Here is a 16,756-nt window from a genome sequence, read left to right as displayed (position 1 = left end):
AAAACGATGGCCACGAACGCGATCGACCAGACCCGCCGGATGCTCTCCCTGGTGACGTATCTGCGCGAGCGCCCCGGCGCCCACGTCCAGGACGTGGCCCGGGCCTTCGGGATCACCGAGGACGAGCTGATCTCGGACCTCGACGTCCTGCCGATGTGCGGCACCAGCTTCCGCGGCGGCGACCTCCTCGACATCGACACCGACGGCGACCGCATCTGGTGGCACAACCCGGACGACGTCGCCGAGCCGCTCCGGCTCGCCGCCGACGAGGCCACCGCGCTGCTCGTCGCCGCCCGTGCCGTCGCCACCCTGCCCGGACTGCGCGAGAGCGACCGGGACGCCCTCGTCCGCGCCACCGCCAAGCTGGAGACGGCCGCCGGCGAGTCCGGCGCGGCCAGCTCCCGGCTCTCGGTGACCTTCGAGGCCGAGGGCGGCGTCTTCGCCGACGTCGACCGGGCCATCTCCGAGCGCCGCCGGCTCTGGCTGCGCTACTACTCGCCCGCCCGCGACGAACTCACCGAGCGCGAGGTCGACCCGATCCGGCTCTTCGCCGTCGGCCACACCTACATGGAGGGCTGGTGCCGGCTCTCCGAGGCCCGCCGGACCTTCCGGCTGGACCGGGTCGCCGAGATCCGCCTCCTCGACGCCCCCGCCGCCCCGCCCGAGCTGGAGCTGCGCGACCTCTCCGCCGGGCTGGTCCAGCCCGCCGCCGAGGACCCGGAGGTCGTGATCGAGGTCGGCACCGGCGGGCGCTGGGTCGCCGAGTACTACCCGCACGACTCCGCCGAGGAACTCCCCGACGGCGGCCTGCGGATCACCCTGCGCACCCCCGACCCGGCCTCGCTGCGCCGGCTCGCCCTGCGGCTCGGCGGTGACGGCCGCATCGTCACCCCGCCGGAGCTCGCGGACAGCGCCCGCGCGGCCGCCCGCGAGGCGCTCGCCGCCTACGAGACCGCGGTCTGAGGGCCCGGGAGAGGGAGACGACGATGAACCGGACGACCCTGTTCCCGGCCACCACCGGAGTCCGCCCGGAGGCGCTGTCCGCCACCGGGATACGCCCGGCGCCCCGGCCGGGCACCAGCACCGGTCCCGTACCCGTACCGGTGCCCGCCGCCGTGCGCTTCCGGGCCGCCTGCCCCGACTGCCGCGGGCGCTTCGAGCTGGCCGCCGCCGCACTGCGCCTGGCGATCGGCGCCACCCGCCGCACCACCTTCTACACCTTCACCTGCCCCGAGTGCGGCGCCTCGGTCCGTAAACCGGCCGGGGAGCGCATCATCGAACTGCTCACCGGCGGCGGCGTACGGACCCTGCGTCTGCACACCGCCCTGTAGCTCCCGCCCCCGGGGCCGCCCGACCACGGCGCCCGCGGGAAGCCCGTAGGAAGAGGCACCGCCGTATGTTCTGGCCCATGCTCGCCATCGCCCTCGGATTCCTGGGCATCGCCGTGCTCAGTGTCCTCGGCATCAAGGTCTTCGTCGAGGCCCGGCGTCTCGGCCGCCAGGTCACGGTGACCACCGAGCGGATCAACCGGGCGTCGGAGGACCTGGAACGGGCCGCCACCCGCCTCGCGGCCACCGGTGACGGCCTGCGATAACGGTCCCGGGGGCCTGATGTTCGACCGCACCGGGGGGTACGCTGCATGGGTCGGCCCAGGCAGGGAGGTGCGGGCCGCAAGCCGGAGTACGCACGGGCATTGCCTCGCGTTTACTCCCGCGGGTTACGATCGCTGCCAAGCGCAATGATCGGACGTATGCCCGGTCGAACGGGTAGCGAGCCCACCTCCAGCCGCCTCAGTGAGAAGGAAGTCGCACATGATCGGCAATCTGAAGCCCCTCGAGATCGTTCTGATCATCGCTGTCATCCTGCTGCTCTTCGGTGCCAAGAAGCTTCCCGACATGGCGCGTTCGCTCGGCAAGTCGGCCCGCATCCTCAAGAGCGAGGCCAAGGCCATGAAGAAGGACGACGCGGCGACCGCGACGCCCACCACGGAGACCGTCGACGACACGGTCCCCCCGCAGTCCACCACCGCGCGCACCATCCAGGCCGCCCCGGGAGACGTCACCAGCTCCCGCCCGGTCAACGAGGCCAAGCCCACCACCCAGAGCTGACGCTGACGCGCTCCGCCGACAGCCGCCGCACGAGACGAGGGAAGTGGGTTGCTCAAGTCTGCCCGCAAGCAGGAGAAGGACGACGAAGGGCGGATGCCCCTCCTCGATCACCTGCGTGAGCTGCGTAACCGGCTGCTGAAGGCCGTGCTCGCGATCATCGTGGTGATGATCGTGGCGGCGTTCTACCAGAAGGAGATCTACGAGTTCCTTCTGGCTCCGATCCAGGAGTCCGTCGGCTGCAAGAACGGCGTGGTCACCACCGTCGACGGCAAGTCCTGCGCGCTGCTGAAGACGGACACCCTGATCGGACCGTTCACCAACGCGCTCAAGGTCGCGCTGATGTCCGGTGTGCTGCTGGCGACCCCGGTCTGGCTCTACCAGCTCTGGGCGTTCGTCGCCCCGGGTCTGCACAAGGGCGAGAAGCGTTACGCCTATGCCTTCGCGGTCGTCGGCGCACCGCTCTTCGCCGGCGGCGCCTACCTCGCCTACGCGATCCTGCCGCAGACCGCCGAGATCATGCTCGGGTTCAGCCCCGACGACGTGCAGAACCAGATCGGGCTCGACAGCTATCTGGACCTGCTCGTCCGCATGGTGATCGTCTTCGGGCTCGCCTTCGAGCTGCCCCTGCTGCTCATCGCGCTGAACATGACGGGCATCGTCTCCGGGAAGCGGATGCTCACCTGGTGGCGCGGCATGATCGTCGGCCTCACCGCCTTCGCGGCCATCGCCACCCCCGGCGGCGAGCCCATCTCGATGCTGCTGCTGGCCGGTCCGCTCGCGCTCCTCTACTTCATCGCCGTCGGCTTCTCGCTGCTGAACGACAAGCGCCGCAACCGCAACAACCCCGACGCCGAGCTCAGTGACGACGAGGCCTCGGATCTCGATCTGACGCCCGAGCCCGTCGACGGTGTGGAGCCTGTCGCGGCCCCGCGCCGGGCGCTTCCGGAGCAGGCATCCGGTGAGGCGGACGGACCCGGATCACAGCGGCTCAACGGTTACGACGACATCACCTGACCTTGTAGGGTCCGGAAGGGTGACCAGCGAGATCACCCTCTTCGTCAATCCCACCGCAGGACGCGGCCGGGGCGCGCACGCCGCGCAGCCGGCCGCTTCCGCGTTGCGGGACGCCGGATTCTCCGTCCGTACGGTGCTGGGCGAGGATGCCGACGACGCCCTGCGCCGGGCCCGCGAGGCCGTCGCGGCGGGGACCGGGGCGCTGATAGCCGTGGGCGGGGACGGGCTGATGTCCCTCGCCCTTCAGGCCGTCGCGGGGACGATTACGCCGCTGGGCGTCGTCGCCGTCGGCACCGGCAACGACTTCGCCCGCGCGCTGGGGCTGCCGATCCGCGACCCGGCCGCCGCCGGACGGCTTGCGGCGCGGGCGCTCAAGGAGGGCGGCCACCGCGACATCGACCTCGGCCGGGTCGGGGACCGCTGGTTCGGCTCCGTCCTCGCCTCCGGGTTCGACTCCCGGGTCAACGACCGGGGCAACCGGATGCGCTTCGTCGGCGGACGGTTCAAGTACGACCTCGCGATCCTCGCCGAACTGGCCGCCTTCAGGCCGATCCCGTACCGGATCCGGCTCGACGGGGGAGAGGCCCGCGAGATCGAGGCCACGCTCATCGCGGTGGGCAACGGGACCACGTACGGCGGGGGCATGCGGATCTGCGCCGACGCCGAGATGGACGACGGGCTCTTCGACGTGACCGTGGTGGGGGAGTGCACCCGCACCACGCTGCTCAAGGTCTTCCCGAAGGTCTACCGGGGCACGCATCTGAGCCACCCCGCCGTCACCGTGCACCGGGTCTCCTCGATCGAGCTGGCGGCGGCCGGGGTCACGGCGTACGCGGACGGCGAACCGCTGGGCGCGCTGCCGCTCACCGCCACCTGCGTGCCGGGCGCCGTGCGGGTGCTCACCGGCCGCTGAGCGGGGTGCCGGGCCGGGTGCCGGGCGAGGGGCGGATCCAAGGGCATTTAAAGATCGCGCTGAGTGTCAGAGGTGGCGGGTAGGCTCGTAGCCAAGATGACAGAGGACCTCTCACCAGCTGAGCGATACCAGGCATCCCGGGCCCGCGCGGCCGAGATGGCGACGGCCCTCGGGCCTTTCCGGGAGATGTACGAGTTCGGCCTCGACCCCTTCCAGATCGAGGCCTGTCAGGCCCTTGAGGCGGGCAAGGGGGTGTTGGTCGCGGCCCCGACGGGGTCGGGCAAGACGATCGTCGGCGAGTTCGCCGTGCACCTGGCCCTGGAGCAGGGCCGCAAGTGCTTCTACACCACGCCGATCAAGGCGCTCTCCAACCAGAAGTTCGCCGATCTCGTCAAGCGGTACGGCGCGGACAAGGTCGGTCTGCTGACCGGCGACAACAGCGTCAACTCCGAGGCGCCGGTGGTCGTGATGACCACCGAGGTCCTGCGGAACATGCTGTACGCGGGCTCCCAGTCGCTCTCCGGGCTCGGCTATGTGGTCATGGACGAGGTGCACTACCTCTCCGACCGTTTCCGGGGCGCGGTGTGGGAGGAAGTGATCATCCACCTGCCGGAGTCGGTGACGCTGGTCTCCCTGTCGGCGACCGTCTCCAACGCGGAGGAGTTCGGCGACTGGCTGGACACCGTGCGCGGCGACACCGAGGTGATCGTCTCCGAGCACCGTCCGGTGCCGCTCTGGCAGCACGTGATGGCCGGCCGCAAGATGTACGACCTCTTCGAGGAGGCGACCGACCACGGCGGCCGGGGCGCCGGACGCCGCGAGGTCAACCCGGACCTGGTCCGCCTCGCCCGGCAGGAGAGCCAGAACACCTACAACCCGCGCGACCGCCGCCGGGGCAAGATGGTGCGCGAGGCCGACCGCGAGCGCGAGCGGCGCCAGCGCAGCCGGATCTGGACGCCGGGCCGCCCCGAGGTCATCGACCGGCTGGACAACGAGGGCCTGCTGCCCGCCATCACCTTCATCTTCAGCCGGGCCGGCTGCGAGGCCGCCGTACAGCAGTGCCTGTACGCCGGACTCCGCCTCAACGACGAGGACAAACGCCGGCTGGTCCGCGAGATCGTCGAGGAGCGCACCGCCTCCATCCCCGGCGAGGACCTGCACGTCCTGGGCTACTACGAATGGCTCGAAGGGCTGGAGCGGGGCATCGCCGCGCACCACGCGGGCATGCTCCCGACCTTCAAGGAGGTCGTCGAGGAGCTGTTCGTCAAGGGGCTGGTGAAGGCCGTCTTCGCCACCGAGACCCTTGCGCTCGGCATCAACATGCCCGCGCGCTCCGTGGTGTTGGAGAAGCTCGTCAAGTGGAACGGCGAGCAGCACGCCGACATCACCCCCGGCGAGTACACCCAGCTCACCGGCCGGGCCGGGCGTCGCGGCATCGACGTCGAGGGCCATGCGGTGGTCCTGTGGCAGCGCGGCATGGACCCGACGGCGCTGGCCGGCCTCGCCGGGACGCGTACGTATCCGCTGCGCTCCAGCTTCCGCCCCTCGTACAACATGGCGGTCAACCTGGTGCAGCAGTTCGGGCGGCACCGCTCGCGGGAGCTGCTGGAGACCTCGTTCGCCCAGTTCCAGGCCGACAAGTCGGTCGTCGGGATCTCGCGGCAGGTCCAGCGCAACGAGGAGGGCCTGGAGGGCTACAAGGAGGGCATGACCTGCCACCTCGGCGACTTCGAGGAGTACGCGCGGCTGCGCCGCGACCTCAAGGACCGGGAGACGGAGCTGGCCAAGCAGGGGGCGGCGCAGCGGCGGGCGGCGGCGGCCTCCTCGCTGGAGAAGCTGAAGTCCGGCGACATCATCCATGTGCCGACGGGGAAGTTCGCGGGTCTGGCGCTGGTGCTGGACCCGGGCCTGCCCGCCGGGCGGGCCAACGGGCACCGCGGGTTCGACCACCACGACGGGCCGCGTCCGCTGGTGCTGACCGCCGAGCGGCAGGTCAAGCGGCTGGCCTCGATGGACTTCCCGGTGCCGGTCGAGGCGCTGGACCGGATGCGCGTCCCGAAGTCGTTCAACGCGCGCTCGCCGCAGTCCCGGCGCGATCTGGCCTCCGCGCTGCGGTCCAAGGCCGGGCACATCGTGCCCGACCGGCACCGCAAGGGGCGGGCGCCGGCCGCCGACGACCGGGAGATCGCCCGGCTGCGGACCGAGCTGCGCGCCCACCCGTGCCACGGGTGCGACGAGCGGGAGGACCACGCGCGGTGGGCCGAGCGCTACCACCGGCTGCAGCGGGACACCCGGCAGCTGGAGAAGCGGATCGAGGGGCGGACGAACACGATCGCCCGGACCTTCGACCGGATCGTCGCGCTCCTGACCGAGATGGACTATCTCCGGGGCAACGAGGTCACGGAGAACGGGCGGCGGCTGGCCCGGCTGTACGGGGAGCTGGACCTGCTCGCCAGCGAGTGTCTGCGGGAGGGGGTCTGGGAAGGCCTCAACCCCGCCGAACTGGCGGCCTGTGTCTCGGCGTTGGTGTACGAGGCGCGGCAGGCCGATGACGCGGTGGCTCCGAAGCTGCCGTCCGGGCCGGCCAAGGCCGCCATGGGCGAGATGGTGCGGATCTGGGGGCGGCTGGATGCCCTGGAGGAGGACTTCAAGATCAACCAGACGGAGGGGGTCGGACAGCGCGAGCCCGATCTCGGCTTCGCCTGGGCGGTCTACATGTGGGCCTCCGGCCGGACGCTGGACGAGGTGCTGCGCGAGGCGGAGATGCCGGCGGGGGACTTCGTACGGTGGTGCAAGCAGGTGATCGACGTGCTGGGGCAGGTGGCCGCGGCGGCTCCTCGGGATGCGGGGGCGGGGGCTTCCGGGGTGGCGAGGAATGCGCGTAAGGCGGTGGATGCGGTGTTGCGGGGGGTGGTGGCCTACAGCTCGGTCGGGTGACCGGGGGTGGGGCTGGGCGCCATTGTCCTCAAGCGCCGGACGGGCTGGTTTCGGGGCTCCGCCCCGGACCCCGCTCCTCAAACGCCGGAGGGGCTGACATGCGGGCCCCGCTCCTCAAGCGCCGGAGGGGCTGGAAAGCGGGCCCCGCTCCTCAAACGCCGGAAGGGCTGGAAAGCGGAACCCGCTCCTCAAACGCCGGAAGGGCTGAAATGCGGGCCCCGCTCCTCAAACGCCGGACGGGCTGGATGGGGCCCGGGGCTGGAAGAGGGGCGGGGGTTGTCGGGGTTGGTCGTCGGTGTCGTGGTCAGGTCTTGCGGCTCTTGGCCGCGGCTCCTGCGCAGACCATGCCCAGCAGGACCGCCAGTCCGCCGACGATGATGTTGTTGATCACGACCCCGGCGTCGGGGCTGCTGCCCACCACCCAGGTCGACACGATGATCCACGCGCCGATCGCGCAGAGCGCCCAGCTCAGGCCGGACATGCGCTCGGGCATCACGGTGAAGCCGAGGGCCAGGACCGCGATGGCGATGCCCATCACCAGGTTGTGCGTCACCAGGGCCGGCTGGCTGGCCGTGAAGTGCAGCACCCACGGGGAAACGGCGCAGTAGAGACCGACGAGGAACACCGGCGCGTCCACCAGCGCCACATCACGGCCGCCCATCACGCGGTCGTAGCGCGCACGCATCTCGGAGGCATCGGGGTGGCCCGATATGTCGTGCCTCGCGTGTGAGACGTTGCTCATGAGATTTCGTCTCCTTCGTTCCTGAGGGCCCCACCGCCGTGCGGATGGATGCGGCGGGCACCCTTTCCTCCATAGTGCTCTTATCTTGCGCTTATGTGTACATTTCGGGCGATGTTCTCGGAGGGGATTCCTCAGGTGGTGCGGGGGCCCTCGGCGTCCAGCCGGGCGGCCAGGGTCCGGAGGTCCTCCGTGGTCAGGCGGCGGCCGCCGTAGCCGGGCAGCGGTACGTGCAGGATCTCGGTCCAGCGGTCCGGGACCGAGCCGATGCCGTACACCGCTCCCGCCAGGCCGCCCGTCACGGCCGCCACCGTGTCGGTGTCCCCGCCCACGTCGACGGCGGACGCCAACGCCCGCTCGAAGGTGTCCGTCGTGCGCAGCGCCCAGAGCGCGGTGCCCAGACAGGGCCACACCGCACCGTTGAACTCGGTCGCCAGACCCGGGTGCCAGTCGGGCGCCAGCACCATCGCCCAGCGGGCCCGATGGCCGGGGTGCACCTGGGCCAACGCCCCGGGTACGGCGGCGAACGGGTCGTCGCCCGCCAGGGCCACGCGGACCAGCTCATGCAAGACCGCGGTGCCCTCCCAGGCCGCCCGGTCGCCGTGGGTCAGCGCCGCGATCCGGCGGGCCGCCGCCATCGTCGCCGGACGCCCGGCGTGCGCGAAGTACACCGCCGATGTGGTCGCCCGCATCAGTGAACCGTTGCCGGCGGCCCGCCCGTTGAGCTGGGAGTGCAGCGCCGCCGCCAGATCCCACGGTTCGCCGTTGGTCAGCACGTCCTCGGTCTGCAGGCCGATGTCCTTGGGCTCGCCCGCCGCCCACCGCTGGAATCTGCCGAACATGTCCGGCAGGTCCGGGCCGCCCCGTTCCAGCAGCGATTCCCCGACCAGCACGGCCATCTGCGTGTCGTCCGTCGCCTCGCCCGGATCCCAGCCGCCGCCTCCGCACAGCGTTCCGACGCCGTCCGGGAAGCGGGCGGTGTACACCCCGGCCGGGCCGAATTCGAACGGGGCGCCGAGCGCGTCCCCGGCGGCGGAGCCGATCACGGCTCCGGCCACGCGGTCGCCACGGCCCATGAGCTCACGGTGCGTCATCCGGTCAGGCTACGGTCGGCTCCCACGCACGACGAGGGGCGGGGAGCCGCGGTGTGCGCGGCTTCCCGCCCCTCGTCCGTGGGGGGAGACAGGGGGTTACTTCGGGGGCATCAGGACCGTGTCGACGATGTAGACCGTCGCGTTGGCGGTCGGGACGTTGCCGCAGACGACCTTCGAGGAGTCGTTCACGGTGTACTCGGTGCCCGAGCCGGCCGTGGTCAGCTTGCTCTTCTCCAGTGTGTCGAAGGAGCCCTTCTCCAGCTGCTGCGGCGTCAGCTTCTCGCCCACCACGTGGTACGTGAGCACCTTGGTGAGCTCGGCCTTGTTCGCCAGCAGCGCGTCCAGGTCGGCCTTCGGGATCTTCGCGAAGGCGTCGTTGGTCGGGGCGAACACCGTGATGTTCTCCGCGTTGTTGAGCGTGTCGACCAGGCCCGCCTGCTTCACGGCGGCCACCAGCGTCGACAGCTCCTCGTTGTTCGAGGCGGCCGTGGCGACCGGGTCCTTCGCCATGCCGTCGAACGAGCCCGCGCCTTCCTTGGGCACCGACGAACAGGCCGGGCCGAACGGCTCGTCCATGGTCGCCGAGTCATCGGCCGACGGGCTCGCCGGAGCGGACGCGCTGGGCGTCGAGCCTGCCGCCGAGTCCTTGGAGGAGTCGTCCGACGAGCAGGCCGTCAGCGTCAGCGGCAGCACGGCTGCTGCGGACACGGCTACGGCTGCGCGGCGGAAGAGGAGCGTGTTCATGGCGTTCTCCTGGATCGAAGGTGATGTGCGAAGCGGGGGGTGGTGGAGAGGGCGGGCCGGTCGCGCGGGGGTGCGGGCGGTCAGGCGCCCGGGCGTCTCGCCACGCGCCGAGCGGGACCGCCGGGGCTGGAGTGCCCCGGCCGTCCGCGCATCGTTCCGGTCTGTTCTCACACCAGGGGTTCGGCGCCGGACCGGCGGCGGATTGGTCCCGGGCGCTCATTCACTCGTTCGGAGGAGAGCCGGAGATCGACCAATCCGCGCGGCCACCGGCCACGAATGGAGGGTGAGGAGCGCTCCAGCACCGCTCCGACCAGTGCGGAAGGACCGGAGGGAGCCGGCATGGCAGGGGAACGACGGCGGACGGCCGTGGTGGGGTCCGGAGTGGCGGGACTGACCGCCGCCCACGTTCTCCGCGACGCTCATGAGGTGACGCTGTACGAAGCGGACGACCGCGTCGGAGGCCACGCCCACACCCACGATCTGGGCGCGTCCGACGGCCGGGTGCACCGCGTCGACTCCGGGTTCATCGTGCACAACCGGCGGACGTACCCCCAGCTGCTGAGGCTCTTCGACGAGCTCGGGGTCGCCACGCAGGAGTCCGAGATGTCGATGTCCGTACAGTGCGAGGGGTGCGGCCTGGAGTACGCCGGAGCGCGTGGGCCCGCCGGGCTCTTCGCACAGCCGCGTTCGGCCGTGCGCGGTCCCTATCTGCGGATGCTCGCCGAGGTGCCGCGCTTCCACCGTGCGGCCCGGGCCCTGCTGGCGCTGCCGGAGAGCGGTGCGAGCGCGATGACGCTGGGGGAGTTCGCCCGGCGCGGGCGGTTCTCACCGTACTTCCACGCCCACTTCCTCACCCCGATGGTCTCCGCCGTCTGGTCCTGTGATCCGGTCACCGCTCTGCGCTATCCCGCGCGCTACCTGTTCCGGTTCCTCGATCACCACGGCATGCTCACCGTCGGCGGCTCGCCGGTCTGGCGCACCGTCACCGGCGGCTCGCGCAGTTACGTCGACCGCGTCGTCAAGCAGCTCACCGCCGTGCACACCGCGACCCCGGTGCGCGCCGTCACCCGGCACGCGGACGGCGTCGAGGTCACCACCGAGGACGGCACCACCACCCCGTACGACTCCGTCGTCATCGCCACCCACCCCGACCAGGCGCTGCGGCTGCTCGCCGATCCGACCGACGCAGAGCGCGGCACGCTCGGCGCGTTCCGGTACTCCCGCAACCCGACCCTGCTGCACACGGACACCGCCCTGCTGCCGCGCGCCCGGGGCGCCAGGGCCTCCTGGAACTACCTGATGCCCTCGTGCGCCGCCGACGCCGACCGCGTCACCGTCAGCTACGACATGAACCGGCTCCAGCGGCTCGACGCCCCGGACACCTTCGTGGTCACGCTGAACGGCGCCGACCGGGTCGACCCGGACACCGTGCGCGCCAGCATGGTCTACGAACACCCCGTCTACACCCCGGAGTCGGTCGCCGCCCAGGCCCGGCTGCCCGCCCTGTCCGGTCCCGTCACCGCCTACGCGGGGGCGTACCACGGCTGGGGGTTCCACGAGGACGGCTGCCGTTCGGGCGTCGAGGCCGCGGCGGCCCTGGGGGTGGCCTGGTGAGCGCCCTCTATCCGTGCACCATCACGCACGTACGGACCCGGCCGACGAAGTACGCGTTCCGGCACCGGACCTATCTGTGGCTGATCGACCCCGACCGGCCGCCCGAGCTGCCGCGCGCCCTGCGGCCGCTGGCCCGGTTCGACGCCCGCGACCACTTCGGCGGCACCGCGCCCACCATCCGGGCCGGTCTGGAGCGCTTCCTGCGGGCCCGGGGCGTGGAGCTGGGCGAGGACGGCACGGTCACCATGCTCACCCAGGCCCGGGTCTTCGGATACGTCTTCAACCCGATCACCGTCTACTGGTGCCACCGCGCCGACGGCAGCCCGCTCTGCGTCGTCGCCGAGGTGCACAACACGTACGGCGGACGCCACGGCTATCTGCTGCGTCCCGATGAGGACCACCGCGCGGTGACCGGCAAGGAGTTCTACGTCTCGCCGTTCTTCCCCGTGGACGGCGGCTACCGGATGCGGCTGCCCGAGCCCGGGGCCCGGCTCGACCTGAGCGTCCATCTGGAGCGCGACGGCGGCCGCCCGTTCACCGCGACCGTACGCGGAGAACGCCGCCCGGCGACCCCTGGCCGGCTCCTGCGCCTCGCCCTGCGCCACCCCCTCTCCACCGTCCTCGTCTCCGCCGCGATCCGCCTGCACGGCATCCGGCTGTATCTCCGCGGGCTCCCCGTGCAGCCCCGTCCCCCGCACCGCACTCAGGAAGGCATGCAGTGACCGCTCCCACCTCTGCGCCGCCGGCAGCACACATCCCCGGGACCGACCCGGAACGCTGGCCCGACGTCGTCGCCCTGCCCCGGGTCTCCCGCGCCCGGACGGCCGTCGCCGAACGCATCGTCCGCCGGGCGCTCGCCCGGCTTCCGCTGCGCGCCCGGCTCGCGGGCCGGGGCGACATCGGCCTCGGCGGGCCGCTCATGGACATCCGCGACCCCGACGCCTTCTTCCGGCGGATCGGCGCGAGCGGACTCATCGGCTTCGGCGAGTCGTACATGGCGGGGGAGTGGGACGCGCCGGACCTGGTCGGTGTGCTGACCGTGCTCGCCGACCACGCGGCCGACCTCGTCCCCCGGCCGCTGCAACGCCTGCGCTCCCTCTGGGCGCTGCGCAGGCCCGCCGCGCAGCTGAACACCCCCGAGGGCTCCCGGGACAACATCAGCCACCACTACGACCTGTCCAACGAACTCTTCGCCCTCTTCCTCGACGAGACGCTCTCCTACTCCTCCGCCGTCTTCCGCGGCTTCCCCGCCGAGCACGAGCTGCTGCCCGCCGCCCAGCACCGCAAGATCGACCGGCTGCTCGACGCCGCCGGGGTCACCGAGGGCACCCGCCTCCTGGAGATCGGCACCGGCTGGGGCGAACTGGCCGTCCGCGCGGCCGCCCGCGGCGCCCGGGTCACCACCGTCACCCTCTCCGCCGAACAGCGCGAACTGGCCCGTACCCGCATCCGCGAGGCCGGGTTCGAGGACCGCGTCGAGGTACGGCTGAGCGACTACCGCCAGGTCACCGGCGACTACGACGCCATCGTCAGCGTCGAGATGGTCGAGGCGGTCGGCGAGGAGTTCTGGCCGGTCTACTTCGAGACCCTGGACCGGCTGCTCGCCCCCGGCGGCCGGATCGCCCTCCAGGCCATCACCATGCCCGACGACCGGCTGCGCGCCAGCCGCTCCACCTACACCTGGATCCAGAAGTACATCTTCCCCGGCGGGCTGCTGCCCTCCACCGAGGCCATGGAGCGGATCACCACCGACCGCACGAGCCTGCGCACCACCCAGCGCATCAGGTTCGGCGCGCACTACGCCGAGACGCTCCGGCTGTGGCGCGAGCGGTTCACCGAGCGGGCCGCCGAGGTCGACGCGCTCGGCTTCGACGCCGTCTTCCGCCGGATGTGGACCTTCTATCTCGCCTACTCCGAAGCGGGATTCCGCTCCGGCTATCTCGATGTGCAGCAACTGCTGCTGACCCGCGAGGAGACCGCGTGACCACGACCGCAGCCAAGCCCCCCGCCCGGCGCACCCCGACCGGGGCCGCCCAGCGCGTCGAACCGCTGATCGAGCGGTTCCTCGGCGGTCCGCTGCCGGTCCGGGTACGGATGTGGGACGGCAGCGAGACCGGACCCCGCGACGCCCCCACCGTCCAGGTGCGGACCCGCAGAGCCCTGCGCCGCCTGCTGTGGGAACCGGGCGAACTCGGTCTCGCCGAGGCCTACATCACCGGCGACATCGACCTGGACGCCGACCTCGGCGACGGGCTGCGCGCCATGCGCCGCGCCGCCCGTGAACGCGGCCTCGCCGCACCGGCGCCCGCCCTCGCCGACCGCGTCAGAGCCGCCGGCCTCGCCCTGCGCCTCGGCGCGGTCGGCCCCCGGCCGCCGGTGCCCGCCGCCCGCGCCGGACTGCGCGGGGCCCTGCACAGCAAGGCCCGCGACCGGGCGGCGATCAGCCACCACTACGACCTGTCCAACGCCTTCTACGCCCTGCTCCTCGACGCGACGATGGCGTACTCCTGCGGCTACTGGACCAGCGACGCCCCCGGATACGGCCCGGCCGACGCCCAGCGCGACAAGCTGGAGCTGATCTGCCGCAAGCTCGGACTGCGGCCCGGCGCACGGCTGCTGGACGTCGGCTGCGGCTGGGGTTCGCTGACCCTGTACGCGGCGGAACGCCACGGCGTCCGGGTCACCGCCGTCACCCTCGCCGCCGAACAGGCCGCGTACGTACGGGAGCAGGTCGCGGCCCGCGGGCTCGGCGACCTCGTCGAGGTGCTGAACATCGACTACCGGGACATCGCGGAGCGGCCGGAGACCCGGGGCGCGTACGACGCCGTGTCCACCGTCGAGATGGGCGAGCACGTCGGCGACGCGGAGTACCCGGCGTTCACCCGGATCCTGCACGATGCCCTCCGGCCGCGCGGACGGGCCCTGGTCCAGCAGATGTCCCGGGGCACGACCGCCCCGGGCGGCGGCGCGTTCATCGAGTCCTACATCGCTCCCGACATGCACATGCGGCCGCTCGGCGAGACCGTCGCCCTGCTGGAGGGAGCGGGGCTCGAGGTGCGTGACGTCGAGTCGCTGCGCGAGCACTACGTGTGGACGGTGGAGGCCTGGCGGCGGACGCTGGAGGAGCGCTGGGCGGAGTTCGTCGCCCTGGTCGGGGAGGAGACCGCGCGGGTGTGGCGGCTCTATCTCGTCGGCGGAGCGCTCGCGTTCGAGGAGCGGCGGATGGGCGTCGACCAGATCCTGACCGTACGGCCCGATCCGGTCGGTTCCGCCGCGATGCCGGCCACCCGGCGGGGCTGGTACGCGCAGGAGGACCCGGGGGCGGACCGGTGAGCGGCTTCGCCTGGGCCGCGTTCGCGAACGGGCTCGCGGGCGCGGCCGTCGCCGCCCTCGGCGTCATGCTCGTCACCTTCGCCGTCGCCCTGAACAAGGGCGTGCACCGGATCGTCGACATCGCCTGGGGCCTCGGCTTCGCCGCCGTCGCCCTGGTCTCCTACGCCCTTTCGGCGGGCGTCGGCGACGACGGCCGCCGGCTCCTGGTCACCGCGCTGACGGTGATCTGGGGGGTGCGCCTCGCCGTCCACATCGGGCGGCGCGGGAAGGGCCACGGCGAGGACCCGCGCTACGCGAAGATGCTGGCCAAGGCCCCCGGCAACCCCCAGCTGTACGCCCTGCGCAAGGTGTATCTCCTCCAGGGCGCGCTGGTCTGGCTCGTCTCGCTGCCGGTGCAGGCCGCCCAGTACCTCACCGCGCCGCTCGCGTGGTGGGCCTGGGCCGGGGTGCTGCTGTGGGCGGTCGGGCTGGCCTTCGAGGCGATCGGCGACGCCCAGCTCGCCCGGTTCAAGGCCGACCCCGCCAACCAGGGGAAGATCATGGACCGGGGGCTGTGGTCCTGGACCCGCCATCCGAACTACTTCGGCGACTTCTGCGTCTGGTGGGGCCTCTTCCTCTTCGTCTGCCAGGCCCCGGCCGCCGCTGCCGCCACCGTCGTCGCCCCGCTGGTGATGAGCTTCCTGCTCACCCAGGGCAGCGGCGCGGCCCTGCTGGAGCGCCACATGGCCGGCCGGCCCGGCTTCGACGCGTACGTGGCGCGGACGAGCGGCTTCTTCCCCCGGCCGCCGCGCCGGGTGTGAGAACCCGGAAGGGCCTGTTCCGCAGCCGCGCGGAACAGGCCCTTCTGGTTACGCGTACGGTCAGTCCAGGCCGCGCGCGCGTTCGAAGCGGGCCCGTGCCTCGGCCAGGTCCACCACCGGTTCGGGATAGTCGACGCCCGCCCGGTCCAGGCCCTCCAGCTTCCAGGGCTCGTGGATCGCGGCCCCCTCCAGCTCCGCCAGCTCCGGCACCCAGCGGCGTACGTAGTCGCCGCGCGGATCGAAGCGTTTGCCCTGGATCACCGGGTTGAGCACCCGGTTGGGCCGGGTGTCCGTGCCGGTGCCCGCCACCCACTGCCAGTTGAGCTGGTTGTTCGCCACATCGCCGTCCACCAGCAGGTCCAGGAAGTGCCGGGCGCCCACCCGCCAGTCCACGTACAGCGTCTTGGTGAGGAAGCTCGCGGCCAGCATCCGGCCCCGGTTGTGCATCCAGCCCTCGTGCGCGAGCTGCCGCATCGCCGCGTCCACCAGCGGGTAGCCCGTCCGCCCGGACTTCCAGGCGTCGATCTCGTCCTCGTCGGCGCGCCAGCGGTCGTGGCGCGGCCGGTAGTCGGACCAGGAGGCGTCCGGGCGGGCCGCGAGGACCTGGTGGTGGAAGTCGCGCCAGGCCAGCTGCCGGACGAACGCCTCGCCGCCGGGCCCGCCCTTCTCCCGCGCGCGGTGGACCAGTTCGGCGGCGGAGACCGTACCGAAGTGCAGATGAGGGGAGAGGCGGGACGTCGCGTCGCCGGCCAGATCGTCATGGCCGTCCTCGTAGCCGGCCATCGGCCCGTGCAGCCAGGACGTCACCAGCTTGCGGCCCGCTTCCTCGCCGCCCCGGGCCAGACCGGGGGAGAGGTTCTTGACGGTGTCGCGTTCCGGGAGCGGGTCGCCCGTCACGCCGTCCGGCACCCGGACCGTACGCGGAGCGGTCAGTGTGCCCCGTACTCCCTCCGCCTCCCAACGGCGGAAGTACGGGGTGAACACCGCGAAGTGGTCCTTGCCGCCCGTCGGGACCACCCGGCCCGGAGCGAGCGCGGTGACCACCGCGTCATGGATGCGCAGCTCGCGGCCGGTGCCCGCCAGGGCCTCCCGGATCCGCTCCTCGCGCCCTGCCGCGTACCCGCTGACCCCGGCGGCGATGTGCACGGAGGCCGCCCCGGACTCCTCGGCCACCCGTCTCACCTCGCGGGCCGGCTCGCCCCGGCGGACGACCAGCCGGCCGCCCCGGTGGCGGAGTCCGGCGTCCAGGTCCGCCAGGCAGTCGGCGAGGAACGCCAGCCGGTTGGGCGCGTCGAACCCGGCGCGGTGGACGGCGTCGTCCCGCACGAACAGCGGGACGGCCTCGTCCGCTTCGCGCAGGGCGGCCCGCAGCACCGGGTTGTCGTGCAGACGCAGATCGGAGGTGAACAGCACCACCGCGACACTCATGTGAAGCGTGCTCCTTGCGTTGTTCGTGGCCC

At 72.3% G+C, this 16,756-nt stretch carries 16 protein-coding genes; 12 read left to right on the top strand and 4 right to left on the bottom strand.

The annotated features are described in order from the left end of the window. Nucleotides 1–6: 6 nt before the first annotated feature. From KV381_RS05845 to KV381_RS05815, 7 genes are all read left to right on the top strand, one after another. Entirely contained in the window at nucleotides 7–963 is a 957-nt protein-coding gene (locus KV381_RS05845; protein ID WP_030632368.1) for a YafY family protein, read from the top strand. A 23-nt stretch (nucleotides 964–986) separates the two neighbouring features. Further along, nucleotides 987–1,331: a hypothetical protein gene (locus KV381_RS05840; RefSeq protein ID WP_193464088.1), complete on the top strand. Its 345-nt coding sequence runs from the start codon at nucleotides 987–989 to the stop codon at nucleotides 1,329–1,331. A 65-nt stretch (nucleotides 1,332–1,396) separates the two neighbouring features. Further along, entirely contained in the window at nucleotides 1,397–1,594 is a 198-nt protein-coding gene (locus KV381_RS05835; RefSeq protein ID WP_218784796.1) for a hypothetical protein, read from the top strand. Nucleotides 1,595–1,811: 217 nt separating this feature from the next. Further along, on the top strand, nucleotides 1,812–2,108 hold the full coding sequence (gene tatA / locus KV381_RS05830) for a Sec-independent protein translocase subunit TatA (protein WP_030088270.1): 297 nt from the start codon (nucleotides 1,812–1,814) through the stop codon (nucleotides 2,106–2,108). A 48-nt stretch (nucleotides 2,109–2,156) separates the two neighbouring features. Further along, nucleotides 2,157–3,122: a twin-arginine translocase subunit TatC gene (gene tatC, locus KV381_RS05825; protein WP_103538415.1), complete on the top strand. Its 966-nt coding sequence runs from the start codon at nucleotides 2,157–2,159 to the stop codon at nucleotides 3,120–3,122. A 19-nt stretch (nucleotides 3,123–3,141) separates the two neighbouring features. Further along, the gene (locus KV381_RS05820) at nucleotides 3,142–4,035 is read left to right on the top strand and encodes a diacylglycerol kinase (RefSeq protein ID WP_218784794.1); all 894 of its coding nucleotides are present in this window, start codon (nucleotides 3,142–3,144) and stop codon (nucleotides 4,033–4,035) included. 96 nt (nucleotides 4,036–4,131) lie between these two features. Next, entirely contained in the window at nucleotides 4,132–6,972 is a 2,841-nt protein-coding gene (locus KV381_RS05815; protein ID WP_030088276.1) for an RNA helicase, read from the top strand. 304 nt (nucleotides 6,973–7,276) lie between these two features. Here the strand turns inward: KV381_RS05815 and KV381_RS05810 are convergent, their stop codons facing one another. The 3 genes from KV381_RS05810 to KV381_RS05800 form a co-directional block, all read right to left on the bottom strand. Beyond that, entirely contained in the window at nucleotides 7,277–7,714 is a 438-nt protein-coding gene (locus KV381_RS05810; protein ID WP_086780108.1) for an SPW repeat protein, read from the bottom strand. Between the two features lie 131 nt (nucleotides 7,715–7,845). Continuing rightward, nucleotides 7,846–8,805 carry an ADP-ribosylglycohydrolase family protein gene (locus tag KV381_RS05805; protein ID WP_256995019.1) on the bottom strand — a complete coding sequence of 320 codons (960 nt, stop codon included), beginning with the start codon at nucleotides 8,803–8,805 and terminating at the stop codon, nucleotides 7,846–7,848. A gap of 96 nt (nucleotides 8,806–8,901) precedes the next feature. Beyond that, a complete protein-coding gene (locus tag KV381_RS05800) occupies nucleotides 8,902–9,549 on the bottom strand; it encodes a fasciclin domain-containing protein (RefSeq protein WP_098025118.1) in 648 nt (215 codons plus the stop codon). A 339-nt stretch (nucleotides 9,550–9,888) separates the two neighbouring features. Here KV381_RS05800 and KV381_RS05795 point away from each other — a divergent pair, with 339 nt between their 5' ends. The 5 genes from KV381_RS05795 to KV381_RS05775 are packed head-to-tail and all read left to right on the top strand — an operon-like array spanning nucleotide 9,889 to nucleotide 15,296. Continuing rightward, nucleotides 9,889–11,163, top strand: a complete 1,275-nt coding sequence (locus tag KV381_RS05795) for an NAD(P)/FAD-dependent oxidoreductase (RefSeq protein ID WP_030088284.1) — start codon at nucleotides 9,889–9,891, stop codon at nucleotides 11,161–11,163. Next, nucleotides 11,160–11,885, top strand: a complete 726-nt coding sequence (locus KV381_RS05790) for a DUF1365 domain-containing protein (protein WP_218784792.1) — start codon at nucleotides 11,160–11,162, stop codon at nucleotides 11,883–11,885. Before KV381_RS05795 ends, KV381_RS05790 begins: the two co-directional genes overlap by 4 nt. Continuing rightward, on the top strand, nucleotides 11,882–13,147 hold the full coding sequence (locus KV381_RS05785) for a cyclopropane-fatty-acyl-phospholipid synthase family protein (protein WP_218784790.1): 1,266 nt from the start codon (nucleotides 11,882–11,884) through the stop codon (nucleotides 13,145–13,147). Before KV381_RS05790 ends, KV381_RS05785 begins: the two co-directional genes overlap by 4 nt. After that, nucleotides 13,144–14,496 carry a cyclopropane-fatty-acyl-phospholipid synthase family protein gene (locus KV381_RS05780; RefSeq protein ID WP_218784788.1) on the top strand — a complete coding sequence of 451 codons (1,353 nt, stop codon included), beginning with the start codon at nucleotides 13,144–13,146 and terminating at the stop codon, nucleotides 14,494–14,496. Before KV381_RS05785 ends, KV381_RS05780 begins: the two co-directional genes overlap by 4 nt. Further along, nucleotides 14,493–15,296: a DUF1295 domain-containing protein gene (locus tag KV381_RS05775; protein WP_030088292.1), complete on the top strand. Its 804-nt coding sequence runs from the start codon at nucleotides 14,493–14,495 to the stop codon at nucleotides 15,294–15,296. Before KV381_RS05780 ends, KV381_RS05775 begins: the two co-directional genes overlap by 4 nt. A 60-nt stretch (nucleotides 15,297–15,356) precedes the next feature. On the opposite strand, the gene KV381_RS05770 is transcribed toward KV381_RS05775, so the two are convergent. Next, entirely contained in the window at nucleotides 15,357–16,724 is a 1,368-nt protein-coding gene (locus tag KV381_RS05770) for a deoxyribodipyrimidine photo-lyase (protein ID WP_218784786.1), read from the bottom strand. Nucleotides 16,725–16,756: the final 32 nt, after the last annotated feature.

It is taken from the genome of Streptomyces sp. WY228, assembly GCF_019287315.1.
In the GTDB taxonomy this organism is placed as follows: Bacteria; Actinomycetota; Actinomycetes; order Streptomycetales; family Streptomycetaceae; genus Streptomyces; species Streptomyces caviscabies.
The sequence above is the reverse complement of the archived record's forward strand: the minus strand, read 5'-3'. Positions and strand labels throughout refer to the sequence as shown.

What these genes read in the sequence shown, in the direction of transcription:
- KV381_RS05845 (WP_030632368.1), top strand. Translation starts at nt 7, where the DNA reads ATGGCCACGAACGCGATCGACCAGACCCGCCGGATGCTCTCCCTGGTG.
- KV381_RS05840 (WP_193464088.1), top strand. Translation starts at nt 987, where the DNA reads ATGAACCGGACGACCCTGTTCCCGGCCACCACCGGAGTCCGCCCGGAG.
- KV381_RS05835 (WP_218784796.1), top strand. Translation starts at nt 1,397, where the DNA reads ATGTTCTGGCCCATGCTCGCCATCGCCCTCGGATTCCTGGGCATCGCC.
- tatA (WP_030088270.1), top strand. Translation starts at nt 1,812, where the DNA reads ATGATCGGCAATCTGAAGCCCCTCGAGATCGTTCTGATCATCGCTGTC.
- KV381_RS05815 (WP_030088276.1), top strand. Translation starts at nt 4,132, where the DNA reads ATGACAGAGGACCTCTCACCAGCTGAGCGATACCAGGCATCCCGGGCC.
- KV381_RS05810 (WP_086780108.1), bottom strand. Translation starts at nt 7,714, where the DNA reads ATGAGCAACGTCTCACACGCGAGGCACGACATATCGGGCCACCCCGAT.
- KV381_RS05805 (WP_256995019.1), bottom strand. Translation starts at nt 8,805, where the DNA reads ATGACGCACCGTGAGCTCATGGGCCGTGGCGACCGCGTGGCCGGAGCC.
- KV381_RS05800 (WP_098025118.1), bottom strand. Translation starts at nt 9,549, where the DNA reads ATGAACACGCTCCTCTTCCGCCGCGCAGCCGTAGCCGTGTCCGCAGCA.
- KV381_RS05795 (WP_030088284.1), top strand. Translation starts at nt 9,889, where the DNA reads ATGGCAGGGGAACGACGGCGGACGGCCGTGGTGGGGTCCGGAGTGGCG.
- KV381_RS05770 (WP_218784786.1), bottom strand. Translation starts at nt 16,724, where the DNA reads ATGAGTGTCGCGGTGGTGCTGTTCACCTCCGATCTGCGTCTGCACGAC.